The 19,724-nt window shown below is 73.2% G+C and carries 17 protein-coding genes and 1 pseudogene; 9 read left to right on the top strand and 9 right to left on the bottom strand.

Going from position 1 to position 19,724, the window contains the following annotated elements; all coding sequences use genetic code 11:
* Window positions 1–18: 18 nt before the first annotated feature.
* From ACFQ9Z_RS32405 to ACFQ9Z_RS32390, 4 genes are all read left to right on the top strand, one after another.
* Window positions 19–186 (top strand): hypothetical protein, encoded by a 168-nt coding sequence (locus ACFQ9Z_RS32405; RefSeq protein ID WP_383027657.1) that lies wholly within the window; start codon window positions 19–21, stop codon window positions 184–186.
* A 68-nt stretch (window positions 187–254) separates the two neighbouring features.
* Window positions 255–1,268 (top strand): iron-containing redox enzyme family protein, encoded by a 1,014-nt coding sequence (locus ACFQ9Z_RS32400; RefSeq protein WP_383027926.1) that lies wholly within the window; start codon window positions 255–257, stop codon window positions 1,266–1,268.
* A 22-nt stretch (window positions 1,269–1,290) separates the two neighbouring features.
* Window positions 1,291–1,944 carry a HemK2/MTQ2 family protein methyltransferase gene (locus ACFQ9Z_RS32395; RefSeq protein WP_383027654.1) on the top strand — a complete coding sequence of 218 codons (654 nt, stop codon included), beginning with the start codon at window positions 1,291–1,293 and terminating at the stop codon, window positions 1,942–1,944.
* Entirely contained in the window at window positions 1,925–2,122 is a 198-nt protein-coding gene (locus ACFQ9Z_RS32390; protein ID WP_383027649.1) for a CDGSH iron-sulfur domain-containing protein, read from the top strand. Before ACFQ9Z_RS32395 ends, ACFQ9Z_RS32390 begins: the two co-directional genes overlap by 20 nt.
* Before the next feature lie 231 nt (window positions 2,123–2,353).
* On the opposite strand, the gene ACFQ9Z_RS32385 is transcribed toward ACFQ9Z_RS32390, so the two are convergent.
* Window positions 2,354–2,785, bottom strand: coding sequence for a protease inhibitor (locus ACFQ9Z_RS32385; RefSeq protein WP_383027646.1), 432 nt, complete (start codon window positions 2,783–2,785; stop codon window positions 2,354–2,356).
* Window positions 2,786–3,213: 428 nt separating this feature from the next.
* Here ACFQ9Z_RS32385 and ACFQ9Z_RS32380 point away from each other — a divergent pair, with 428 nt between their 5' ends.
* A complete protein-coding gene (locus ACFQ9Z_RS32380) occupies window positions 3,214–4,383 on the top strand; it encodes a lactate 2-monooxygenase (protein ID WP_383027642.1) in 1,170 nt (389 codons plus the stop codon).
* A 51-nt stretch (window positions 4,384–4,434) separates the two neighbouring features.
* Here the strand turns inward: ACFQ9Z_RS32380 and ACFQ9Z_RS32375 are convergent, their stop codons facing one another.
* From ACFQ9Z_RS32375 to ACFQ9Z_RS32365, 3 genes are all read right to left on the bottom strand, one after another.
* Window positions 4,435–6,201, bottom strand: a complete 1,767-nt coding sequence (locus tag ACFQ9Z_RS32375) for an RICIN domain-containing protein (RefSeq protein WP_383027637.1) — start codon at window positions 6,199–6,201, stop codon at window positions 4,435–4,437.
* Window positions 6,202–6,619: 418 nt separating this feature from the next.
* Window positions 6,620–6,997, bottom strand: a complete 378-nt coding sequence (locus ACFQ9Z_RS32370; RefSeq protein ID WP_383027632.1) for a toxin Doc — start codon at window positions 6,995–6,997, stop codon at window positions 6,620–6,622.
* Between the two features lie 3 nt (window positions 6,998–7,000).
* On the bottom strand, window positions 7,001–7,240 hold the full coding sequence (locus tag ACFQ9Z_RS32365) for a hypothetical protein (protein ID WP_143637269.1): 240 nt from the start codon (window positions 7,238–7,240) through the stop codon (window positions 7,001–7,003).
* 310 nt (window positions 7,241–7,550) lie between these two features.
* Here ACFQ9Z_RS32365 and ACFQ9Z_RS32360 point away from each other — a divergent pair, with 310 nt between their 5' ends.
* Window positions 7,551–9,161, top strand: a complete 1,611-nt coding sequence (locus ACFQ9Z_RS32360) for a multicopper oxidase family protein (RefSeq protein ID WP_383027627.1) — start codon at window positions 7,551–7,553, stop codon at window positions 9,159–9,161.
* Between the two features lie 81 nt (window positions 9,162–9,242).
* Here ACFQ9Z_RS32360 and ACFQ9Z_RS32355 read toward each other — a convergent pair whose 3' ends face one another.
* Both ACFQ9Z_RS32355 and ACFQ9Z_RS32350 read right to left on the bottom strand, forming a co-directional pair.
* Window positions 9,243–10,247 (bottom strand): amidohydrolase family protein, encoded by a 1,005-nt coding sequence (locus ACFQ9Z_RS32355; protein WP_383027622.1) that lies wholly within the window; start codon window positions 10,245–10,247, stop codon window positions 9,243–9,245.
* 181 nt (window positions 10,248–10,428) lie between these two features.
* Window positions 10,429–12,153 carry an FAD-dependent oxidoreductase gene (locus tag ACFQ9Z_RS32350; protein WP_383027619.1) on the bottom strand — a complete coding sequence of 575 codons (1,725 nt, stop codon included), beginning with the start codon at window positions 12,151–12,153 and terminating at the stop codon, window positions 10,429–10,431.
* Window positions 12,154–12,364: 211 nt separating this feature from the next.
* Between ACFQ9Z_RS32350 and ACFQ9Z_RS32345 the strand changes: the two genes are divergently transcribed.
* Window positions 12,365–13,633: a cytochrome P450 gene (locus ACFQ9Z_RS32345; protein ID WP_383027616.1), complete on the top strand. Its 1,269-nt coding sequence runs from the start codon at window positions 12,365–12,367 to the stop codon at window positions 13,631–13,633.
* A gap of 9 nt (window positions 13,634–13,642) precedes the next feature.
* On the opposite strand, the pseudogene ACFQ9Z_RS32340 reads toward ACFQ9Z_RS32345, so the two are convergent.
* Together ACFQ9Z_RS32340 and ACFQ9Z_RS32335 are read right to left on the bottom strand one after the other, a co-directional pair.
* Window positions 13,643–14,127: pseudogene (locus tag ACFQ9Z_RS32340) on the bottom strand (transposase family protein); the annotation flags it as partial.
* A 152-nt stretch (window positions 14,128–14,279) separates the two neighbouring features.
* Window positions 14,280–14,783 (bottom strand): NUDIX domain-containing protein, encoded by a 504-nt coding sequence (locus ACFQ9Z_RS32335; RefSeq protein WP_383027611.1) that lies wholly within the window; start codon window positions 14,781–14,783, stop codon window positions 14,280–14,282.
* 436 nt (window positions 14,784–15,219) lie between these two features.
* On the opposite strand from ACFQ9Z_RS32335, the gene ACFQ9Z_RS32330 reads away from it, so the two are divergent.
* Complete coding sequence (locus tag ACFQ9Z_RS32330) at window positions 15,220–17,604, top strand: SpoIIE family protein phosphatase (RefSeq protein WP_383027606.1); 2,385 nt, start codon at window positions 15,220–15,222, stop codon at window positions 17,602–17,604.
* Here the strand turns inward: ACFQ9Z_RS32330 and ACFQ9Z_RS32325 are convergent.
* The gene (locus tag ACFQ9Z_RS32325; RefSeq protein ID WP_383027603.1) at window positions 17,598–18,146 is read right to left on the bottom strand and encodes an RNA polymerase sigma factor; all 549 of its coding nucleotides are present in this window, start codon (window positions 18,144–18,146) and stop codon (window positions 17,598–17,600) included. The genes ACFQ9Z_RS32330 and ACFQ9Z_RS32325 overlap by 7 nt on opposite strands.
* Window positions 18,147–18,190: 44 nt before the next feature.
* Here ACFQ9Z_RS32325 and ACFQ9Z_RS32320 point away from each other — a divergent pair, with 44 nt between their 5' ends.
* Complete coding sequence (locus ACFQ9Z_RS32320; protein WP_383027600.1) at window positions 18,191–19,579, top strand: serine/threonine-protein kinase; 1,389 nt, start codon at window positions 18,191–18,193, stop codon at window positions 19,577–19,579.
* Window positions 19,580–19,724 lie beyond the last annotated feature (145 nt).

The raw sequence follows: 19,724 nt of genomic DNA, 5'->3' as shown, positions 1-19,724 counted from the left end.
CCGACGGAAGGAGACGCCATGCCGGGCGGGAACGACCAGGGGAAGCGGCCCGAGACGGCCCTGGAGGAGGTGTTCCACGAGGCCGAGGAGGCCGAGGAGCACGGCGAGGACAAGCGGAGCCGGGGCGAGGCGGCGGACGCCGTCACCCCGAACACCGGGGCGCAGGAGCAGTCGCAAGGGGACTGAGACGGCCGCGCTGCTCGGGAGTGCGGTTGACCACCGGTGCTTTCATTCCCCCCGGGTACATGAGGGGAATGAACCACCACCTGCGAGGACCCGAGCTGCCCGCGCCGCGCGGGCCCCTGTCCACCGCCGTGACCGCGTATCTGCGCGGCACCGGCCCGCTGCCCGGCACCTCCGGCGCCCGGGCCGCCGACCCGTACGGCGACGACCTCCAGCTCGCCCTGTACGTCTGCTACGAGCTGCACTACCGCGGCTTCGCCGGGGTCCGTCCGGAGCTCGAGTGGGACCCGGGTCTGCTCGCGCTGCGGGGCGCGCTGGAGGACCGTTTCCTGTCCGCGCTGCGCGCCGACACACCCGTGCACGACAGCCTCGACGAGGCCTTGGCCGCCCTGCTGGTCGAACCGGCCGAGGGCACGGGAGTCACGCACTTCCTGTGCGAGGAGGGCGAGCTGTGGCACCTGCGTGAGTACGCGGCGCAGCGCTCCCTCTACCACCTGAAGGAGGCCGACCCGCACGCCTGGGTGCTGCCCCGGCTGTGGGGCCGGGCCAAGGCGGCGATGGCGGCGGTGGAGTTCGACGAGTTCGGCGGTGGCCGGGCCGAGCGGGTGCACGCCCGGCTGTTCGCGGACCTGATGACGGACCTCGGCCTGGACACCGGGTACGGGCGCCACCTGGACGCGGCCTGCGCCGAGATGCTCGCCGTCGTCAACCTGATGTCGCTGTTCGGGCTGCACCGGCGGCTGCGCGGGGCCCTGGTGGGCCACTTCGCGGACGTGGAGATCACCTCCTCGCCCGGTTCGCGCCGGCTGGCCGAGGCGATGCGCCGCACCGGCGCGGGGCCGGCGGCGGAGTTCTTCTACGACGAGCACGTGGAGGCGGACGCGGTGCACGAGCAGATCGTCCGGCACGATGTGATCGGCGGGCTGCTGGCCGAGGAGCCGGAACTGGCGGACGACATCGCCTTCGGCGTCGACGCCACCGAGTTCGTCGAGGAGCGGCTGGCGCGACGGCTGCTCGGCGAGTGGCGTGCGGGACGGTCGTCGCTGCGTGCTCCGTTGCCCCGGGAACTCGCTCATACATCCTGATCGCGCGGGTACCCGCCGCTCCGTGACAGCATGGGTACTTCCGGGCGTCTACGCCCCTCAGGACGACACGGCCTTGCTGGCCGAGGCTCTGGACGAAGAGGCGCCGGCACCGGGCGCGCGGGTGCTGGACGTGGGCACCGGAAGCGGTGCGCTGGCTCTGGCGGCCGCCCGGTACGGCGCCGAGGTGACCGCGGTGGACGTGTCCCGGCGGGCGGTGTGGACGGCGCGGCTGAACGCGCGGCTGAACCGGCTGCCGGTGCGGATCCGGCGCGGCAACCTCTTCGGCCCGGTCCGTGACGGGACGTACGACCTGATCCTGGCCAACCCGCCGTACGTGCCGGCGCCCGGGAGCGGGCGCGAGCCGCGCGGCCGGTCGCGGGCCTGGGACGCGGGGCGCGACGGGCGGCTGCTGCTGGACCGGATCTGCCGGGACGCGCCCGCACTGCTGCGGCCCGGAGGGGTACTGCTGCTGGTGCATTCGGAGTTGAGCGGCCCCGAACGGACCCTCGAGCTGCTGCGCGCGGCGGATCTGAAGGCCGCGGTGGTCCGGCGCCGCTGGATCACCTTCGGTCCCGTGCTGCGTGCCCGGGAGGACTGGCTGCGCCGCAGCGGGCTGCTCGCGGCCGCCGCGGACAAGGAGGAGCTGGTGGTGATCCGTGCCGAACGAGCCTGCTGAACAGCCCCGCCGCATCCGGATGCAGCGGCGCGGGCCGCTGCTGATGGAAGGGCCGGTGGAGATCGAACTGGAGGACGGCACCACGGTCTGCTCCGACCGTTTCCGGGTGGCCCTGTGCACCTGCCGGCGCAGTCGCCGCTACCCCTGGTGCGACACGAGTCACCGGCCCAAGGCCTGACGTCCAATCTTCAGTTGAAACCGGTTGTTTCTCGATACCGGTCGTTTTTCGCCGCTCCCCGGAGAGGCCCCCCACGGGCCTGTTCCGGGGAGCGGCTGTGTGCCCGGGAGTCCGCGGGCGGCCCCACTCCGCCCGTCGGTCCCGGTGCGGGATCGCAGGTTCCCGCTCCAGGGGCCGCACTCCCCAGTTGCGAGCCTGATCCGGCGTCGCGGGAACCGTACGATCCCGGTCCTAGAACGCGAAGACGCTGCTGCTCGCGGCTTCCTTCACGCAGGAGTTGCCGAAGGTGCGCTCGTACGAGACGCGCTTGCCCTGCCAGACACCCTGGACCGTGACCACCACGGGGTCGTAGAGCTTGGTGCACTGCACGTCACCGCGGCCCCGCAGGGCCGAGAGGTCGCCGCCGGCGCCGCGCAGTTCCGCGCACGCGTCGATCGCCGCCGGGTGGGTGCCGGAGGCCGTCGGGGCGCAGTTCAGGGTGACGGCGCGCTCGGGTGTGGCCGCGGTCGCGGTCTCGCCGTGGCCGGTGGTCAGTACCAGGGCCGAGGGGGCGTAGAGCGACGACGGGGCGGCGCCCGGTGCAGCGAGGGCGGCCCCGGTCAGGGGTGCGCAGGTGGCGGCCGTGAGGCCGAGGATCGCTGCCCAGCGCGCGGTGTTCCGCATTGTGTGCATCCTTCCGCTCGGATAGACGGTGCCCTCCGGCTCGGTCGGTGCCGGAGCGGCGAGCGCCACTCTGCCGAGTCCGTCGGCGAAACACACATCCCACCCACAGCTTTCGGTAACATTGCGTATTGAAACAGTGGCGTGAAGTCACGGAATCGGACCGCTTCGATCGCGTGACTGAGCGGTTCCTGATCGCGGGCACCGGCCGAATGGCCGAAAAGCACCCTCTCGTTAATCGGCCTGAAACATAACGCCCTTGCTCCCCGGGGCACCCTTCACGATGCCTTCACGACTCCGGGCGTTCATGAAGCGTCCCGGGGCGCGCGGTCCGGCCCCGGAGGGAGACCCGTCCCAGATGGAGCCGGCCCGGCCTACCCACGGGTATCGTCGGCACGCGCCGACGTGGCGGCGAGTGGCGGGAGGGACGGATGGCCAAGCACTGGGCGGACTTCCAGTACGAGATCTACCTGAACGGGATGACGGGCGCCGTACCCCGGCTGCCCACCGATCCGACCCGGCTGGAGGAGCTGGCCGAGCACCGGCTCGGGCCGGGTCCTGTGGGCTATGTGGCGGGCAGCGCCGGCGACGGCGGCACCGCACGCGCCAACCGTGCGGCCCTGGCCCGGCGCCGGATCGTGCCGCGCATGCTGCGCGACGTCCAGGAGCGGGACCTGACGACCGAGGTGCTGGGCCGCACCCTGCCGGCGCCGCTGGCCCTCGCCCCGGTCGGCGTGCTGTCGATCATGCACCCGGACGCAGAGTCCGCCGCCGCCCGGGCCGCCGCCGCGCAGGGCGTGCCGTTCGTCCTCTCCTCGGCCTCCAGTACGCCGATGGAGCAGGTGGCGGAGGCGATGGGGGACGCGGAGCGGTGGTTCCAGCTCTACTGGGGCAAGGACCGTGAGGTGACGCGCAGTTTCCTCGCCCGGGCGAGGGCGGCCGGGTTCTCGGTGCTCGTCGTCACCCTGGACACCCCGCTGCTGGCGTGGCGCCCGCGCGATCTGGACCAGGCGTACCTGCCGTTCCTGCACGGGGTGGGCACCGCCAACTACTTCACCGACCCGGCCTTCCGGGCGGGGCTGGCCAAGCCCGTCGAGGAGGACCCGAACGCGGCGGTGCTGCACTTCCTCGGCCTGTTCGGGGACGCCGGCCACACCTGGCCCGACCTCGGTTTCCTGCGCGAGCACTGGGACGGGCCGATCGTGCTCAAGGGCGTCCTGCACCCGGACGACGCCCGCCTCGCGGCGGACGCCGGGATGGACGGGGTGGTGGTGTCCAACCACGGCGGCCGGCAGGTGGCCGGTTCGATCGCCGCGGCCGACGCGCTGCCCGGGGTCGCGGACGCGGTGGGCGACCGGCTGAGCGTGCTGTTCGACAGCGGGGTGCGCACCGGCGACGACGTGTTCAAGGCGCTGGCCCTGGGCGCGCGGGCGGTGCTGCTGGGCCGGCCGTACGTCTACGGCCTCGGCCTGGACGGCCAGGCGGGCGTCGAGCACGTCGTCCGCTGCGTCCTGGCGGAACTCGACCTCACCCTCGCGCTGTCCGGCCACGCCGCGCCCGCGACGGTCACCGCGGACGACCTCGTCGAAGCGGTGGTCTGACCCGATCCGGCCCGGACCGCCGCCGGTGGGCGGCGGGCCGGGCCGGATCCGTCAGGTCCTCCCGTCCGGACCGGGCGTGCCCGGTGTGTGCCCGGGCGAGAAGGGCCGGGCGTCCGTTCCCGGCAGCCGGGCCGGACGGGCCGGGGCCTGCCGGCCTGACCCGGGCGTGCGCCCCGCGGACGGCACCGCGCCGGACTCCGCGGGGCCGTCGCCGCCGGCGACCGACAGGGAGCCGGGGCTCGGGGACGGCGCGTCGGTCCGCCAGCGCTGGGCGGCGGAGCGGTCGCCCACCTTGACGACGACGTCGGCGCCCGCCCGGTCGTCGGCCGGGGCGAGTGCCAGCGTCCGGTCCCAGCGGGGCAGCAACTCGCCCCGCACGGTGAGTTCGTAGCGCACGTCGTCGCCCCGCCGCTCCCCCGCGCCCGCGCACGTGCCGAGGATGACGACACCCGCGTCGGCGTGCGAGTCCAGGCACAGACGGGGGTCGGCCGCGCTGCGCAGCAGCCCGTCGGCGTCGTACGTCCACTGCTGGGCCGGCGCCGCCGAGCAGGCGTCGAGCAGCGCGCTCGCGCCCGCCCGGACCTCGCCCTTGACGTCCAGGCACAGGTCGGTGGCGGCGTTGCGCAGCCGGGCGGGCCGGCCGGCCGTGGGCAGTCCCGCCTTGCCCGGAGAGGTGGCGGGCGGCCGGACGCCGGTGCCGGGAGCCGCGTCGGAGGCGACCGGGTCGGTGCCCTCGCCGCCGTCGGACAGGGCGCTGAGGACGACGACGGCCGTGAGCAACGCCGCCCCGGCGACCCCGGCTCCGAGCAGCAGCGTCCTGGTCGGCCACCCGGCCGCCGGCGCCAGGAGCGAGCCGAACGGCCCGGCCGCCCGGCCGCGTCTGCGGCGGCCGCCGGGCGCCCGCGCCGGCCCCCCGGCGCGCCGTCCGCCGCCGCGTCCCCGTCCGCCCGGCCCCGGGGCGGCGGCGCGGGCGCGGGCGGGCCCGGACCGGCCGGGGCGGGACTCCAGGTACCGGCGGGCGCCCCAGCCGAGCACCGCCTCGGCGAGCAGTACGCCGAGGCCGGCCTCGATCCGGCCCAGTTGCTCCGCGGCGTGCCGGCAGTAGGCGCAGTCGTCGAGGTGCTGCCGGACGTCCGGCAGCAGGGCGCCGCCCCGGCGGATCGGTCCGTCCAGAAGGCGGTTGTAGTGACGGCACTCGGTGCTCGGCGCGAGTTCCCGGTGCGCCCGGACACAGCCTTCCCGGAACCGGTCCCGGGCCTGTCCGAGGGCGGCCGCCGCGCTGTCGGCGTCCAGACCGAGCAGGGCGGCGGGCAGGTGCACCGGTTCGGCCTCGACCTCGGTGTGCCACAGCAACGTCTGTTCGAGCCGGGGAAGGCCGTGGAAAGCGCGTTCGGACAGAACGCGGTTGTCCGGTATCAGGGTCTTCGCGTTCCGCATGCCGCGGCCCCCGGCGGGCTTTCGCAGGGCGGGCAGCACGGCGGCCGTGCGGTCCGTGGCGGACCAGTTCAGGACCGTGTCCCGGACGGCCACCAGCAGACGCGGCCGGAGCGCCTCGGCGGGCTCGCCGAGCGCCAGCCGGGTGAGTGTCCGGTGGAAGGCGGCGCCGGTCACCATGTGGGCGAGCGGGCCGGCCGTGGCCAGGCAGACGACCGCGTAGTCGTGTGCCGCCGCCCAGTGGCGGGCCATCAGCAGCGCGGTGGACCGGGAGGCCTCCGCGTCGGAACCGGCCCGCAGCGGGGCGGCGAGGAACTCGTCGGACTCCCCGGGATCGCCGCCCGGCGGCGGGTACAGGGGAGGAGGGGGGTGGGGGGTGGGCACTGAGCGGAATCCTTCGATGGTGTGGTGCGTCGATTGCCGATCGCCGGATACGCGCGCGGGGAGCGGGAGTTCACCGGCGCAGGACCGGCCCGGTCCCCAACTGCTCCGGGAAGCCCGGCGATTACCCCCCGCACCGTGTGGCAACCCTTGCACAACCTCCACACACGGAACAAGGCGTTCGCGCGACTGCGGACACCGTTCGGGAACCGAGCGTGAGGATGGCCGTGTACGCGGACTCGCCGTTCGCCTTCCGTGTCACCGCGCGCCCCGTGTGAACGCCGTGCACGCACCGGCCGGCCGCGCGCGCTCCCGGGGGCTCGCGGCCCGGTGGTGCACTGGGCCCGGCCCCCTCGGAAGGCCCGCGCGGGGGTCCCCCGGCCGGCGGCCCCGGCGGCTTCCCCCGCCGGCCGGGACCGTCTCATATCTGCCAGGAACGCAGCCGGTCGGCGGCGCCGTACACGTCCGTCTTGCCGGACATCAGGTCGCGGGCCAGGTCGACCAGGGCGCCGTAGGGCGCGTCGACGCCGGCGCCGCTGACGAACATGTAGGCCACCGCGGTCGCGCAGGCGAAGCGGGCGTTGGCCGAGGGCAGCGGCTTGAGCACGGTGAGGGTGTGCAGCAGGGCGGCGGCCCGCCAGGCGGGGTCGGAGTCCACGCCGAGCCGGGGCGGGTCGACGCGGTGCCGGGCGACGGCCGCGACCAGTGCGGAGAAGTCGTCGACCGTGGGCTGGTCCGGCAGGACCTCCTCATGCCGCTGGAGCAGCCACGGGACGTCGATGTGGATGACGGGCGGCATCGCTCAGGCGGCCTCGCCCTTGGCCGGGCGTTCGTCGTCGGGGAACGCGGCCGCGAACTCCTCGGCGTGAGCGGTGAAGAAGCTCCGGAACGCCTCCGCGCCCTCCTGAAGCGCCCGGTGCCGGGCGATGTCGGCGGCGGCGGCCTCGCGCACCAGCGCCTTCATCGACGTACCGCGCTCCTTGGCGATCTGGCGCAGGTCCTCCAGTTCGCGGTCACTGAACTCCACGTTGAGAGCTGGCATGCACTCACGGTACCGCCCGGGTACTCGCCCGTAAATATCGGCAGGTCGGAGCCGCTTCGCCCCGGTACCTGCCGAACTCCGGGACCATGTCCGTTCTCCGCCGGTGCCGCGACGCCCACGCACACGGTCCACACCCCCAAGCAGTCCGGTCGCCCCACTCTCGCCCCGCCGCCCCCGGCGGGGCAACACGGCGCGCCCGCCGTCCGCGTCCAGAGGGACGGCCCGGAACTCCTGTGCGAGGCCTCGACTCCATCGGACGCGCCGCCCGGGATGCTGCACATATCAGCCCAGAACGTGTCTTATTTTATTCATGCACACACCTTCGCGGCGTACCCTGCTCCAAGCCCCGCTCGCTGCGGCCGGCGCGGGACTGCTGGCTGCCTGCACCGACTCCGGCTCCCGCGCCCGTCCCGGCGCCGCGGCCGCGGCGACCGTCCAGGGCGACTTCGTTCCGCCCGGACCGAAGGGATATGTCGAGCCGTCGGGTCCCGAGGTGCGTGCCGCCGAGCGCAGGCGCGGCACAGGCCCGGTGCGCATGCTCAGGTTCACGGCCGCCGAGAACACCCTGGACCTGGGCGGGCGGCACGTGCGCACCTGGGCGTACCACGAGCAGCTCCCCGGACCGCTGGTGCGCGTCACCGCCGGTGACGTCCTCAGCCTCACCCTCGCCAACCGGCTGCCGGAGACCACCACCCTGCACTCGCACGGCGTGCGCATGCGCTGCGACATGGACGGCGTCCCGGACCTGACGCAGAACCCCATCGAGCCCGGAGCCGACTTCACCTACCGCTTCACCGTCACCCACCCGGGCACGTTCCTGCTCCACTCCCACGTCGGCATGCAGCCCGACCGCGGGCTGTACGCGCCCTTCATCGTCGACGACCCCCGGGAGCCCCTCGCCTACGACAAGGAGTGGGTCGTCGTGCTGGACGACTGGCTCGACGGCGTCCAGGGGTCCACCCCCGACAAGGTGCTCAGGCAGCTGACGCCCGAGCACATGACGATGGAGGGCATGGGGCCGGGCCCCGAGCCGGCCCGGACGGCGGGGGCGGACACCTCGCGCTCCCGGGCGGCCGGGGGGCCCAGCCGGTTGCTGCACCACGCGCGCAGCCGCCTGCTGCACGGGGACGCCGGCAGCGTCGACTACCCCCTCTACCTCGCCAACGGCCGTACCGCCGACCATCCCTCGGTGTTCCGGTGCCGGCCCGGCGAGCGGATCCGGCTGCGCATCATCAACGCCGGTTCCGAGACCGCCTTCCGAGTGGCTCTCGACGGGCACCCCATGACCGTCACCCACACCGACGGCTACCCGGTCCGGCACACCGAGACCGACGCGCTCCTCCTCGGCATGGCCGAGCGCTACGACGTTCTCGTCACCGCCAAGGACGGCGTCTTCCCGTTCGTCGCCCTGGCCGAGGGCAAGCGGGGACAGGCCCTCGCCGTCCTGCGCACCGACAAGGGCCGGGCCGTCCCCCCGGCCGGCGTGCGCCCGGACCTGCTCGACGGGAAGCTGGTCCCGGCCCGGCGCCTGCGGCCGGACGACTCCGTGGCCCTGCCGGAACGCGACCCCGACCGCGAGATGCGCATCAAGATCACCGGCACGATGGCGAGGTACGACTGGGGCTTCGACCACCGGTCCTACTCCGTCCGGCAGCGCCACCCGGTGCGGGCGGGTGAGCGGGTGCGGCTCAGCCTCATCAACGCCACCGACATGTGGCACCCCATGCACCTGCACGGCCACACGTTCGCCGTCGCCGGTCTCGACGGCATGGGCGCGCGCAAGGACACGGCCATCGTGCTGCCGCACCGCAAGCTGGTCGTCGAGTTCGACGCGGACAACCCCGGGCTGTGGATGCTGCACTGCCACAACCAGTACCACTCCGAGAGCGGCATGATGACCATCCTGGGGTACCGCACCTGACGGTCCGGATCGGTCGGCCGTGCCCCGGTTCCTCCGTCCGGGACGCCGCGGCCGCTCCTCAGACGTCGAGCCGGCTGATGCTCACCGGGGTGCGAGCGCCGGTATCAGGCGTAGCGCGTTGTCCCTGTTGATGCCGCGGAGCTGATGGTCGGTGATGGCCGGGTCGCTGTCCAGGGCCGGTGCCGCGATGTCGGAGACGATGTGGGCGGGGGTGGGCGGCCAGTCGGTGCCGTAGAGGATCCGGGCGGGGTCGACCGTGGAGATGAGCGTGGGCGTCGAGGACGGGGACATGGGGCCCGCCGTGTCGTAGTAGAAGCGGTGCAGGTAGTCGCGTATCCGGGACGGTTCGACCTCGGGGGTGAGGTGGTTGCTGAAGAGCTCCAGTCGAGTGGCCATGTAGGGGAGGAAGCCGCCACCGTGCGGAAGGACGAAGGTGAGGTCGGGGTAGCGGTCCAGAGTTCCGTTGAGGATGAGGTTGATCGCCGCGCGAGTCGTGTCCATGAGGAAGTCGCACATGAACGGCGGAAGGCCCGGGACACCCGCACCGTCGGCGTGGCCACCCGGTACGTCCATCGGGTGCGTGCTGATGACCGCGGAGCGGTCGTTCAGCTCGGCGAGGAGGCGGTCGTGGGAAGGGTCGCCGAGATAGACACCGCCCGCGCTGGTGCGCGTGCTCACTCCGGCAGCGCCGAGATCATCGAGGCCGTACTTCAGCGACCAGCTCGACAGGTCGAGGTCATCGAGGAAGACCGGCGTGAAGAAGGCGAAGCGGGCGGGGTGGCTCGCGGCGACTTCGGCAGCCGCCTGCAGCGCGACGCGTGCACTCTCCTCTCGCTTGCTGCGCTCCTGGACGCGGCCGAGCATGGCCACGGTCATGACGGTGGTGCGGATTCCCGTGCGGTCCATGAGGGCGAGCGCAGAGTCGAGGTCCCAGCGGGTCCACCAGGGCAGCCTGTCGCGCCGGACCACGCCCTGTGCCTCGGCCCAGTCGAGCCAGGCGGGTGCGGTGAAGTGGTGGTGGACGTCCACGCGGGAGGTTCGGGCGTCGTCGGCCCGGGCGGACGTCGAGGGGTGGGGTGATGGCATGGTGGGTTCTTTCTTCGTTCCGGAGCAGCGTTCAAGGGGAGGCACTCGGACGCGCCCGTCCGGGGCGGTCGCCAGTGGCTGCTCCGTGACGGTCGTCCGCCGCGGGAAGGCGCTCGGACGCGCCCGTCCGGGGCGGTCGCCAGTGGCTGCTCCGTGACGGTCGTCCGCCGCCGGGAGTCGCTCAGACACGCCCGTCCGGGGCGGTCGCCAGTGGCTGCTCCGTGGCGGTCGTCCGCCGCGGCTCGGCCACGGGGTTCGGTGGAGTCTCTCGGCGAAGCACCGTCATCAGCGTTTCCGTCAGGGCCCGTTCCGCATCAGGCACGAGGCTGGGCGACCGCCACGCCACGAACCCGTCGGGGCGGACCAGAACGGCACCGGACTGCGTCGTGCCGTGCGGCACCGACCAGTCGGCCCCGTCCTCGGGGACCAGGTCGTGGTCCGCACCCACGACGTAGCCTTCCACCGGGACGCCCAGGCGTGCGGTGACACTGCGGGCCGCGGTGCGCCAGGCCTCGCCTTCGGGGCCGGTGAGGACGACGAAGGACCGTTCATAGAGGTCCAGGGTGGAGATCCGCCGGCCGTCCCGGGTGGTCACCCACAGGTGGGGGGCCCGGCTCCCGGGGGCGCCGCCCAGCTCGAACCGGTCGGGCACGATCGCGGCGTCCGGGTCGGTGCCGACGACGGCGCCCGAGGGGTAGCGGTAGCACAGGGCCACCGTCAGCGCGTCGGCCGGGTCGTCCTTGCGCTTCTTCGGGGTGTAACCCGGGTGCTGTTCCTCGCCCGCCTGGAACAGGGCGCGGGCGGTCGTCGCGAGGGCGACCGGCCGGCGTTCCGTCTGGTAGGTGTCGAGCAGGCCCGGTCCGGCCCAGCCGCGCAGGACGGCCGCGATCTTCCAGGCGAGGTTGTGCGCGTCCTGGATGCCGGTGTTGGAGCCGAAGGCACCGGTGGGGGGCATCTCGTGCGCCGAGTCACCGGCCAGAAAGACCCGGCCCTCGCCGTAGCTGTCTGCCACGCGGTCCGCCGCGTGCCAGGGGGCCTTGGCGGTGACCTCGACGTCGAGGTCGGGGACGCCCGCCGCGGCGCGGATGTGGGCCACGATGCGCGCGTCGGTGAAGGCGTCCAGCCTCTCGCCCCGGTCCGGGGCCCAGGGGGCGTGGAAGACCCACTGCTCGCGGTTGTCCACCGGCAGCAGGGCACCCTCTCCGGCGGGATCGGTGATGTAGCAGACGACGAAGTGTCTGTCGCCGACGACGTCCTGCAGCTTCTTGCTGCGGAACGTGATGCTCACGTTGTGGAACAGCGCGCCCGGTCCCGACTGGGTGATGCCCAGCCGCTCACGCACCGGACTGCGGGGCCCGTCGGCGGCCACGAGGTATCGGGCGTGAATGATGCGCGTCTCGCCGCTGTCACGGTCCCTTACCTCCGCGTGCACCCCTTCGGCGTCCTGAGTGAAGGAGACGAGCTCGGTGCCGAAGCGGATGTCGCCGCCGAGGGTTTGGGCGTGGCGCAGGAGAACGGGCTCGAGGTCGTTCTGGCTGCACAGACACCAGCCGGACGAGGTGATCCGCGACAGGGGCGTGTCCGCGCCGAGCGGCGTATCCGTGTCGATGGCTTTGACGATCCACCGACGGTCGCCGGTGGAGAGCGTGCTTACCTGCAGGACGCCGTCGTTTCCGGTCAGGGCGCTCGCTGCTGCGCGGATGTCCTGCTCGACGCCCGCGGTCCGGAACAGCTCCATGGTGCGCAGGTTGTTCCCACGTCCGCGGGGGTGGGTGGACGTCGCGGCGTGACGCTCGACGAGAAGGTGCTCGATGCCGAGGCGGCCGAGAAAGACTGACGTGGACAGGCCCACCAAGGAGCCGCCTACCACCAGAACTGGTACGGATTCCACGGCTCGTCTGCTCATCGGCTGATCCCCTCACATCTGTCGTCCAAAAGCGCGGGCCTCGAAACCGTAAGAAACGGTGACTCGGGGCGTTTCCCTTCGGCATCAACTCTTCGCCCGCTTCACGGGCCCCGCATCTCCTGTTGCTCCGACCGTGACGCCGCGTCCCGGCGCCGCTCCGGGCGGGCTAAGGACGTTTGATGGCGGCCGCCTGCCGGGAACCGTCGAATCCATGACGCGAGCACCCATGCAAACCGAACCCGGATCCACGGATGCCGTGGCCGCCGCCTCCCGATGCACCCCCGACTTCCGCGCCAACCCGCACCCCGTGTACGCGGAGTTGAGGAAGACCGCCCCGGTGTGCCCGCTGCAGCCGCCCCACGGCGTGGAGACCTATCTGATCACACGCTACGACGATGCGCGGGCGGCGCTGTCCGACCCCCGGCTGAGCAAGGACATGTACGGCGCCCTCGACGCGTACCACCGCATCTTCGGCGACTCCTCCATCGCGCTCGACGACAACATGCTGTTCTCCGACCCGCCCAAGCACACCCGGCTCCGGCGGATCGTGCAGGGCGCCTTCACCCCGCGCCGCGTGGAATCGCTGCGCCCGCGCATCCAGCAGGTCACCGAGGAACTGCTGGAGCGCTGTCCGACTGACGCGTCCGTCGACCTGCTCCCGAACTTCGCGTTCCCGCTGCCGCTCCAGGTCATCTGTGAGCTCCTCGGCGTGCCGGAGGACGAGCGTGAGCGTGCCCACCAGTGGGCGGTGACCGTGGCGAAGACCGGATTCGGCCCGGAGGCGAAGAAGGCCCTGGAAGAGGCCGAGGGGAAGCTGCACGACCTCCTGGTCGATCTCGTGGCGCGCAAGCGCAGCACGCCCGGCGACGACCTGATGAGCGCGCTCATCGCGGCCCAGGACCAGGACGGCGCCCTGACGGACCATGAGCTGGTCTCGACGGCGTGGGTGCTGTTCTTTGCGGGTCACAAGACCAGCGCGTACCTCATCGGCAACGCCGTGTACCACTTGCTCTCAAAGCCGGACCAGCGGCGCGCGGCCCTCGCGAGCCCCGAGGCCCTGAAGCAGGCCATCGAGGAACTGCTGCGGTACGAGGGGTCGGTGGAGAGCTCCACCTTCCGACACGCCACCGAGGACATCCTGATGCGCGGTGTGGTGATCCCCAAGGGCGCTCTTGTCCAGATCGCCATCACCTCTGCGAACCGCGACCCGCAGGCGTACGCCGAACCCCACCGGCTCGACGTCACGCGCGCCGGAGGACAGCCCCATCTGGCGTTCGGCCACGGCCCCCACTACTGCATCGGGTCGCCGCTGGCCCGCCTGGAGATGCACATCGCGCTCACCACGCTGTTCCGCTGGTATCCCGAGATCACGCTGGCCGTACCCCCGGACGAGGTGCACTGGCTGACCGTGCCCTTCCCGGCGTTCCGCGGACTCGCCGAGCTGCCCGTGGTGCTCGATCCGGAGCGGATCGCCGACTGAACGCATCCGGCCGGAGTCACGCCAGGCCCTCGCGTCCGCGGTCGTGCCCGGCACCGGGCGGGCGGCGGCCACCATGAGACGCGTTGCCGCATCCAGGATGAACTGCGGGTTCGCCGAGAACCGGTACGTGCGTGGGGAGGCTGCGACCTCCCGGTCACGGCCCGGGATCAGGGTGCCGTCCGCGATCCACAACCGCTCGACGCCCGCACCGGGCTGGGCGCCGGCTCCAGCGCAAGCAGCGGTCGCAGGCGCCGGATGACCCGGCAGACGGTGGCGGGTGAACAGCCGAAGAGCGGGGCGAGCTGCCGCATGGTGAGGTTCGTGCGGTAGTACACGGCCACCAGCAGCACCCGCTCGGCCAACGGAAGACACCACGGCCGGCCACCACCGGGACCGTTGCCGCCCCGCTCCCGCACCCCCCGAAGCAGCTTCTCGAACCGCCCCATCCGCAACCCGGTGAACGTCTCCACCCACACCGGCTCGGCCCGCAACATCCCACCCGTACAGCCGCACCGCGAACGCCCTGGCCGACCACTCCAACACCCTTTAGTCGTCACCGACCCGGCACCCTGACCACGGTCGGAAAGCCGCTTTCACGAGGAGTGTTGGCTGCAAGCGGACACCCCGGCCCGCGAGGCGGGCAAGGTCAGGACTGCGCGGTCCGGAACGCGAGATACCGGCTGAAGGCTTCGTGACTGTCAGGGGTGAAGCGCCACTCCAGCAGGGCCGACTGCAGCTCCGGCTCCGTCAGCCAGCGATGCCAGGCGACCTCATCGGGATCGGGGACCACGGCATCCGGCACCACGGCTTCGTGCACGCCGAGCCAGTGAGGGCTCAAGCCGCTGCGGTTGATGAACGTGAACAGCAAGCGCGGCAGGCCACGAATGCCCAGCTCTTCGGCCAGCTCCCGTGCGGCGGCTTGTTCATAGGATTCGCCGACGTCCACGGCGCCACCGACCACGACCTCGTAAAGCCCGGGAAAGCGCGGCAGCTGCTCCGACCGCCGATGGACGAGGATCCGGCCACGCTCATCACGGCACACCGTCACGGCGACTCGGTGCAGCCAACCCTCCTGGATGGCCTGCCGGCGGCTGACCACCACCCCCAGCGCACAATCTTGATCGTCCACACGCTCGACCAGTTCATCCACGACGAACACCCTGGCAGACCCCACCGACGACGCCGCTTCCCGGCGACCCCTGGAGGGCGTCCCGAGAGCACCTGCACCGGGAGGCCGGACGCGGATTACGACAGTCGTCGTGCAATTTGACACCTATCAGGCTCATCCGTGCCGTCCGCAATCCCCTGAAGGAGCGATCGGTCCTGATCGAACGAGTTTGAGTGGCGACAGCCCAGAGTCCGCACGCCCCACCCCCAGCATTAGAACTCGTGTTCACAAAATTCCTCCTGACCGTCAACCCGGGCGCACGGCCCCGTCGGCGGTTCGGCCGGAAATCCCCCTTGACCTTGTTCGGCCTGTCGACCCGGTCGCCGGCAGTCACGGTCCGCAGAGGTGCGCCACGCACTACGCTGGGACGCGCGTGGTACCACCTGTTCACTGTGAGTGTGCGCTGGGAGCGGCGACGATGAGCCGGGTCTATCCGTTCGACGATGCGGCCACGGCCCGGGCCGTCATCGACGACGACGGAACTCTGGTCGAGTGGAACGAGGGCGCCCGGCGTCTGCTCGGCCACCCGCCGGAGACCGTCGTGGGCCGCCCCGCGGCCCGCCTGCTGGCCGGGGACGGCCCGCCCGGGACGCCCTCCGGCACGCGCTGGACCGGGACCCTGCGACTGCGCCACCGGGACGGCCGTACCGTCCCGGTGTGGCTGCTCGCCCACCACCGGCCCGCAGGGGACGGCCACGGCGCCCAGTGGATGGTGGTCTCCCCGCTGGCCGGTGACCGGCCGCACGCCGCGGACGACGACACGCTGGCCGCGGCGAGCCTGCTCCAGTCACCCTGCGCGGTCGCGCTCTACGACGACCGGCTCCGCCTTCGGCGCATCAATCAGGCCATGGCCGACCTCATCGGGCTGCCCGAGGAACGCGTCAAGGGCCTGCGCATCACGGAGATCGGCGGGCAGCGGGCCGCGGAGGACCTGGAGCGGGGCATGCTCCAGGTCCTGGCCGGCGGCCGGCCGCTGGACATGGAGGTCTCGGGCAACGTCGGCGGGGACGTCCGGGTCGCGGCCTGGCTCACCCGGATGGCTCCGGTCACCGACACGCACGGCCGGGTGCTCGGGGTGTGCCTGGCCGCGCACGACGTCACCGACAGCCACCGGGCCCGCCAGCGGCTGCAACTGGTCAACGAGGCGAGCGCGCGGATCGGCACCACGCTGGACATGACCCGTACGGCGCAGGAGCTGGCCGACGTGTGCGTGCCCGTGCTCGCCGACTTCGTGACCATCGACCTGCTGGACCCGCAGGAGTACGACGGCGAACCCCCGGCTCGCGTCACCGCGCCCCTGCGGCTGCGCCGCACCGCCCACCAGTCGGTGCTCGACGGCGTGCCGGAGGCGGTGGTGCGGCCCGGGCGGACCGAGCTGTACCCGGACTGCTCCCCGCAGGCCGAAGCGCTGACCGCGGGCCGCACGATCACCACCTCGGCGGCCGGGGGCGACACGACCAAGCGGCTGGGCTGGCACTCCGCGCGCGCCGACGTCGTACGCAGGTTCGGCATCCACTCGACCATGTCGGTCCCGATCCGGGCGCGGGGGCTGACCCTCGGGGTCGCCGTCCTCGCCCGGCACCGGCGGCCGGACTCCTTCACCACCGACGACAGGCTGCTGGCGGAGGAGATCACCGCCCGGGCCGCCGTCTGCATCGACAACGCGCGCCGCTACGCCCTCGAGCGCGAGATCGCCCTCGCCCTGCAGCGCAGCCTGCTGCCCCGCACGATGCCCCGCACGGCCGCGCTGCAGGCCCGCTCGCGGTACCTGCCGGCGGCCCGGGCCGGGGTGGGCGGCGACTGGTTCGACGTGATCCCGCTGTCCGGCATGCGGGTCGCGATGGTCGTCGGGGACGTGGTCGGGCACGGCATCCGGGCCTCGGCCACGATGGGCCGGATGCGCACCGCGGTGGGCACCCTCGCCGACCTCGACCTGGCCCCCGACGAGCTGCTCACCCATCTGGACGACCTGGTGATCCGGCTGTCGGAGGAGCACAGCGGCGACGACAGCCCGGGCGAGGTGGGCGCCACCTGCCTGTACGCCGTCTACGACCCGGTGTCCAGGAGCTGCACGCTGGCCCGGGCGGGGCATCCGCAGCCGTTGGTGCTGCGGCCGGGCGGCGAGCCGCACGAACTGGAGCTGCCCTCCGGTCCCCCGCTGGGCCTCGGCGGGCTGCCCTTCGAGTCGGTGGAGGTGGAACTGCCCGAGGGCACCGTGCTGGCCCTGTACACGGACGGTCTGGTGAAGTCCCGCCAGCGGGACCTGGACCTGGGCAGACAACTGCTCGGCGAGGCGCTGAAGCATTACGCGGGCTCACTGGACGAGACCTGCGACCTGGTCCTGCAGATGCTGCTGCCGCCCGGGGAGGCGGCCGACGACGTGGCCCTGCTGCTGGCCCGCACCCGGGGGCTGCCCGCCTCCCAGGTGGCGACCTGGGACATCCCCGCCGACCCGGCGCTGGTCGCGCCGATCCGCAAGCAGGTCCTGGACCAGCTCGACCGGTGGTCGCTGACCGAGGCGGCGTTCACCGCGGAGCTGGTGGTGAGCGAACTGGTCACGAACGCCATCCGGTACGGTTCCCGGCCGATCCGGCTGCGGCTCATCCACGACGCGGCCACGCTGATCGTCGAGGTGTCCGACGCCAGCCACACCGCGCCGCACCTCAGGCGCGCCAGGACCTTCGACGAGGGCGGCCGCGGGCTGCTGCTGGTCGCCCAGCTCACCCAGCGGTGGGGCACCAGGCACACCCCTGAGGGCAAGACCATCTGGGCGGAGCTGGCGCTGACGGACACCGCTCAGTAGGTCCGCAGCCAGGGCCGTACCCGTCTGCGGGCCTCGTGCAGACGGGACTTGAAGGTGCCGAGCGGGATGCCGGCGCGCTCGGCGGCCTCGGCGTAGTCCAGCTGGCAGATGTCCCGGTACACCAGGGGCGCGACCAGGTGGGGGTGCTCGCGTTCCAGCCGGTCCAGGGCGTCCAGCAGGTCCACGCGGGAGCCCGCGATGACGCTGGTGGTGCGCGGGTCGACGTGCTCGGCGGGCTCGATGGCGGCGGGCCGCTCCGCCGCCCGCCGCTTCAGCTCCCGGTACTTCTGCCGGCAGCAGTTGGCCACGACGGTGTACAGCCAGGTGCTGAAGCGGCTGCGGCCCTCGAAGCCGGAGATGTGCCGGGCGACCTGGAGCAGCACGTCCTGTGCTGCCTCCTCGGCGTCCTCCCGGCAGGGCAGGAACCGCCCGCAGCGGCTCACCACCTCGGGCCGCAGCCCGGCCAGCAGCCGGTCCAGCGCCGCCCGGTCGCCGGCGGCGGCGCTGCGGGCAAGGTCTTCGGCCGTCGTCTCGTCCGGCACGCGGGCCCCCTGGAAGCCGATCTCAGGGCAGGCATGATAGTCGTATGCACTCCTTGGAGCGGATCGGCCGCTACCGCCTCCAACGGCGCCTGGGCACCGGCGCCTTCGCCACGGTGTGGCTGGCCCGCGACGACGAGCTGGACGCGCCGGTGGCGGTGAAGGTCCTCGCCGAGAACTGGGCGCACCGGCTCGACGTGCGGGAGCGCTTCCTGTCCGAGGCGCGGCTGCTGCGCCGGGCCGGCTCCAGCCGGGTGGTGCAGGTCTACGACATCGGTGAACTCCCCGACGGACGGCCGTACTTCGTCATGGAGTACGCCGACGGCGGCACCCTCGCGGATCTGCTGACGGCCGGTCCGCTGCCGGTGCCCCGGGCGCTCGCGCTGACCGCGCTGGCCGCGCGCGCCGCCGCCGCGCTGCACGAGGCGGGCATCGTGCACCGCGACATCAAGCCGACCAACGTGCTGCTGCACACCGCTCCGGACGGCGAGCGGCGGGTGCTGCTCGCCGACCTGGGTCTGGCCAAGAGTCTCGCGCAGGCCTCGGTGCTGACGCTGGCGGCCGGCTCGGCGGGCTACCAGCCGCCGGAGCAGGCCGAGCCGGGCGCGGGCATCGACGCCCGCGCCGACGTCTACAGCCTGGGCGCGGTCGGCTACGAGCTGGTCACCGGCACCGTTCCGGGGCCGCCGGGGAAGGCCGTGCCGCCCGCGCGGCTGCGGCCGGACCTCGGCGCCGACGCCGAGCGGGCCCTGCTGCGGGCTCTGGAGCCGGACCGGGAACGGCGCTGGCCGGGGGCGCAGGCGTTCGCGGACGAGCTGGACCGGCTCGCGGCGCCCGCCGCCGGCCGCGTGGGCGGCCGGCTCGACTCCGTCCGGCGGCGGCTCGGCGCCGGGACGCTGGTCCTGGCCGCGGTGGCGGCCGCCGTCGCGGCCGCCGTCGCGGTGACGCTGGTGCTGCACCGCCCCGGCTCCGGCGGCCGCACCGAGGTGCGGGACGCCACCGGCCGGGTCTCGGTCGAGGTGCCGGCCGGCTGGGCCCGGCAGCTGCGCGACTCCGGCTGGGATCCGCGCGCCCTCGGGCTTCCCCCGGGGCACCAGCCGGGCCTGGTGGTCGCCGGCGACCTTTCCCGCTGGCCCGACATGAGGGCCGGGGTCGACGGCGTCTTCGTCGGGCTCAGCGAGCACGGCGACGTCACCGCCCGGGTGAACGCCCTCACCCACACGGGCTGTCACCACGCCGGCTCCCGGACCTTCGCGAGTGCCGGCTGGCACGGCCGCGTCCGGACCTGGAGCGGCTGCCCGGACGGAGGCTCTGTCACCGAGTCGGCCCTGGTCCCGGCGGACGGCTCCAAGCTGCCGCAGGTGTACGTCCAGATCCGCCGGCGGGGTGACGGCGACGGGACCGAGGAGATGCTCCGCTCACTGCGGGTCACCTGAGACACGTTCCGCGCGGAGCGGGGCGGGGAAGGGATTCCCGGGCGAGGCGAACTTTTCCGGCGCCCCGCGCATCGGAGTGTGGTGACGGCGCACCCGGCGCCTGAGGCACGCGCCCGTCGCGTGCCGTGAAGATCCAGGAGTGTTG

The organism is Streptomyces sp. NPDC056580 (assembly GCF_042793175.1).
Lineage (GTDB): Bacteria > Actinomycetota > Actinomycetes > Streptomycetales > Streptomycetaceae > Streptomyces.
This window is presented reverse-complemented; position numbering and strand designations above follow the sequence as displayed.

What these genes read in the sequence shown, in the direction of transcription:
- ACFQ9Z_RS32405 (WP_383027657.1), top strand. Translation starts at nt 19, where the DNA reads ATGCCGGGCGGGAACGACCAGGGGAAGCGGCCCGAGACGGCCCTGGAG.
- ACFQ9Z_RS32400 (WP_383027926.1), top strand. Translation starts at nt 255, where the DNA reads ATGAACCACCACCTGCGAGGACCCGAGCTGCCCGCGCCGCGCGGGCCC.
- ACFQ9Z_RS32385 (WP_383027646.1), bottom strand. Translation starts at nt 2,785, where the DNA reads ATGCGGAACACCGCGCGCTGGGCAGCGATCCTCGGCCTCACGGCCGCC.
- ACFQ9Z_RS32380 (WP_383027642.1), top strand. Translation starts at nt 3,214, where the DNA reads ATGGCCAAGCACTGGGCGGACTTCCAGTACGAGATCTACCTGAACGGG.
- ACFQ9Z_RS32370 (WP_383027632.1), bottom strand. Translation starts at nt 6,997, where the DNA reads ATGCCGCCCGTCATCCACATCGACGTCCCGTGGCTGCTCCAGCGGCAT.
- ACFQ9Z_RS32365 (WP_143637269.1), bottom strand. Translation starts at nt 7,240, where the DNA reads ATGCCAGCTCTCAACGTGGAGTTCAGTGACCGCGAACTGGAGGACCTG.
- ACFQ9Z_RS32360 (WP_383027627.1), top strand. Translation starts at nt 7,551, where the DNA reads ATGCACACACCTTCGCGGCGTACCCTGCTCCAAGCCCCGCTCGCTGCG.
- ACFQ9Z_RS32355 (WP_383027622.1), bottom strand. Translation starts at nt 10,247, where the DNA reads ATGCCATCACCCCACCCCTCGACGTCCGCCCGGGCCGACGACGCCCGA.
- ACFQ9Z_RS32350 (WP_383027619.1), bottom strand. Translation starts at nt 12,153, where the DNA reads ATGAGCAGACGAGCCGTGGAATCCGTACCAGTTCTGGTGGTAGGCGGC.
- ACFQ9Z_RS32345 (WP_383027616.1), top strand. Translation starts at nt 12,365, where the DNA reads ATGACGCGAGCACCCATGCAAACCGAACCCGGATCCACGGATGCCGTG.
- ACFQ9Z_RS32330 (WP_383027606.1), top strand. Translation starts at nt 15,220, where the DNA reads ATGAGCCGGGTCTATCCGTTCGACGATGCGGCCACGGCCCGGGCCGTC.
- ACFQ9Z_RS32320 (WP_383027600.1), top strand. Translation starts at nt 18,191, where the DNA reads ATGCACTCCTTGGAGCGGATCGGCCGCTACCGCCTCCAACGGCGCCTG.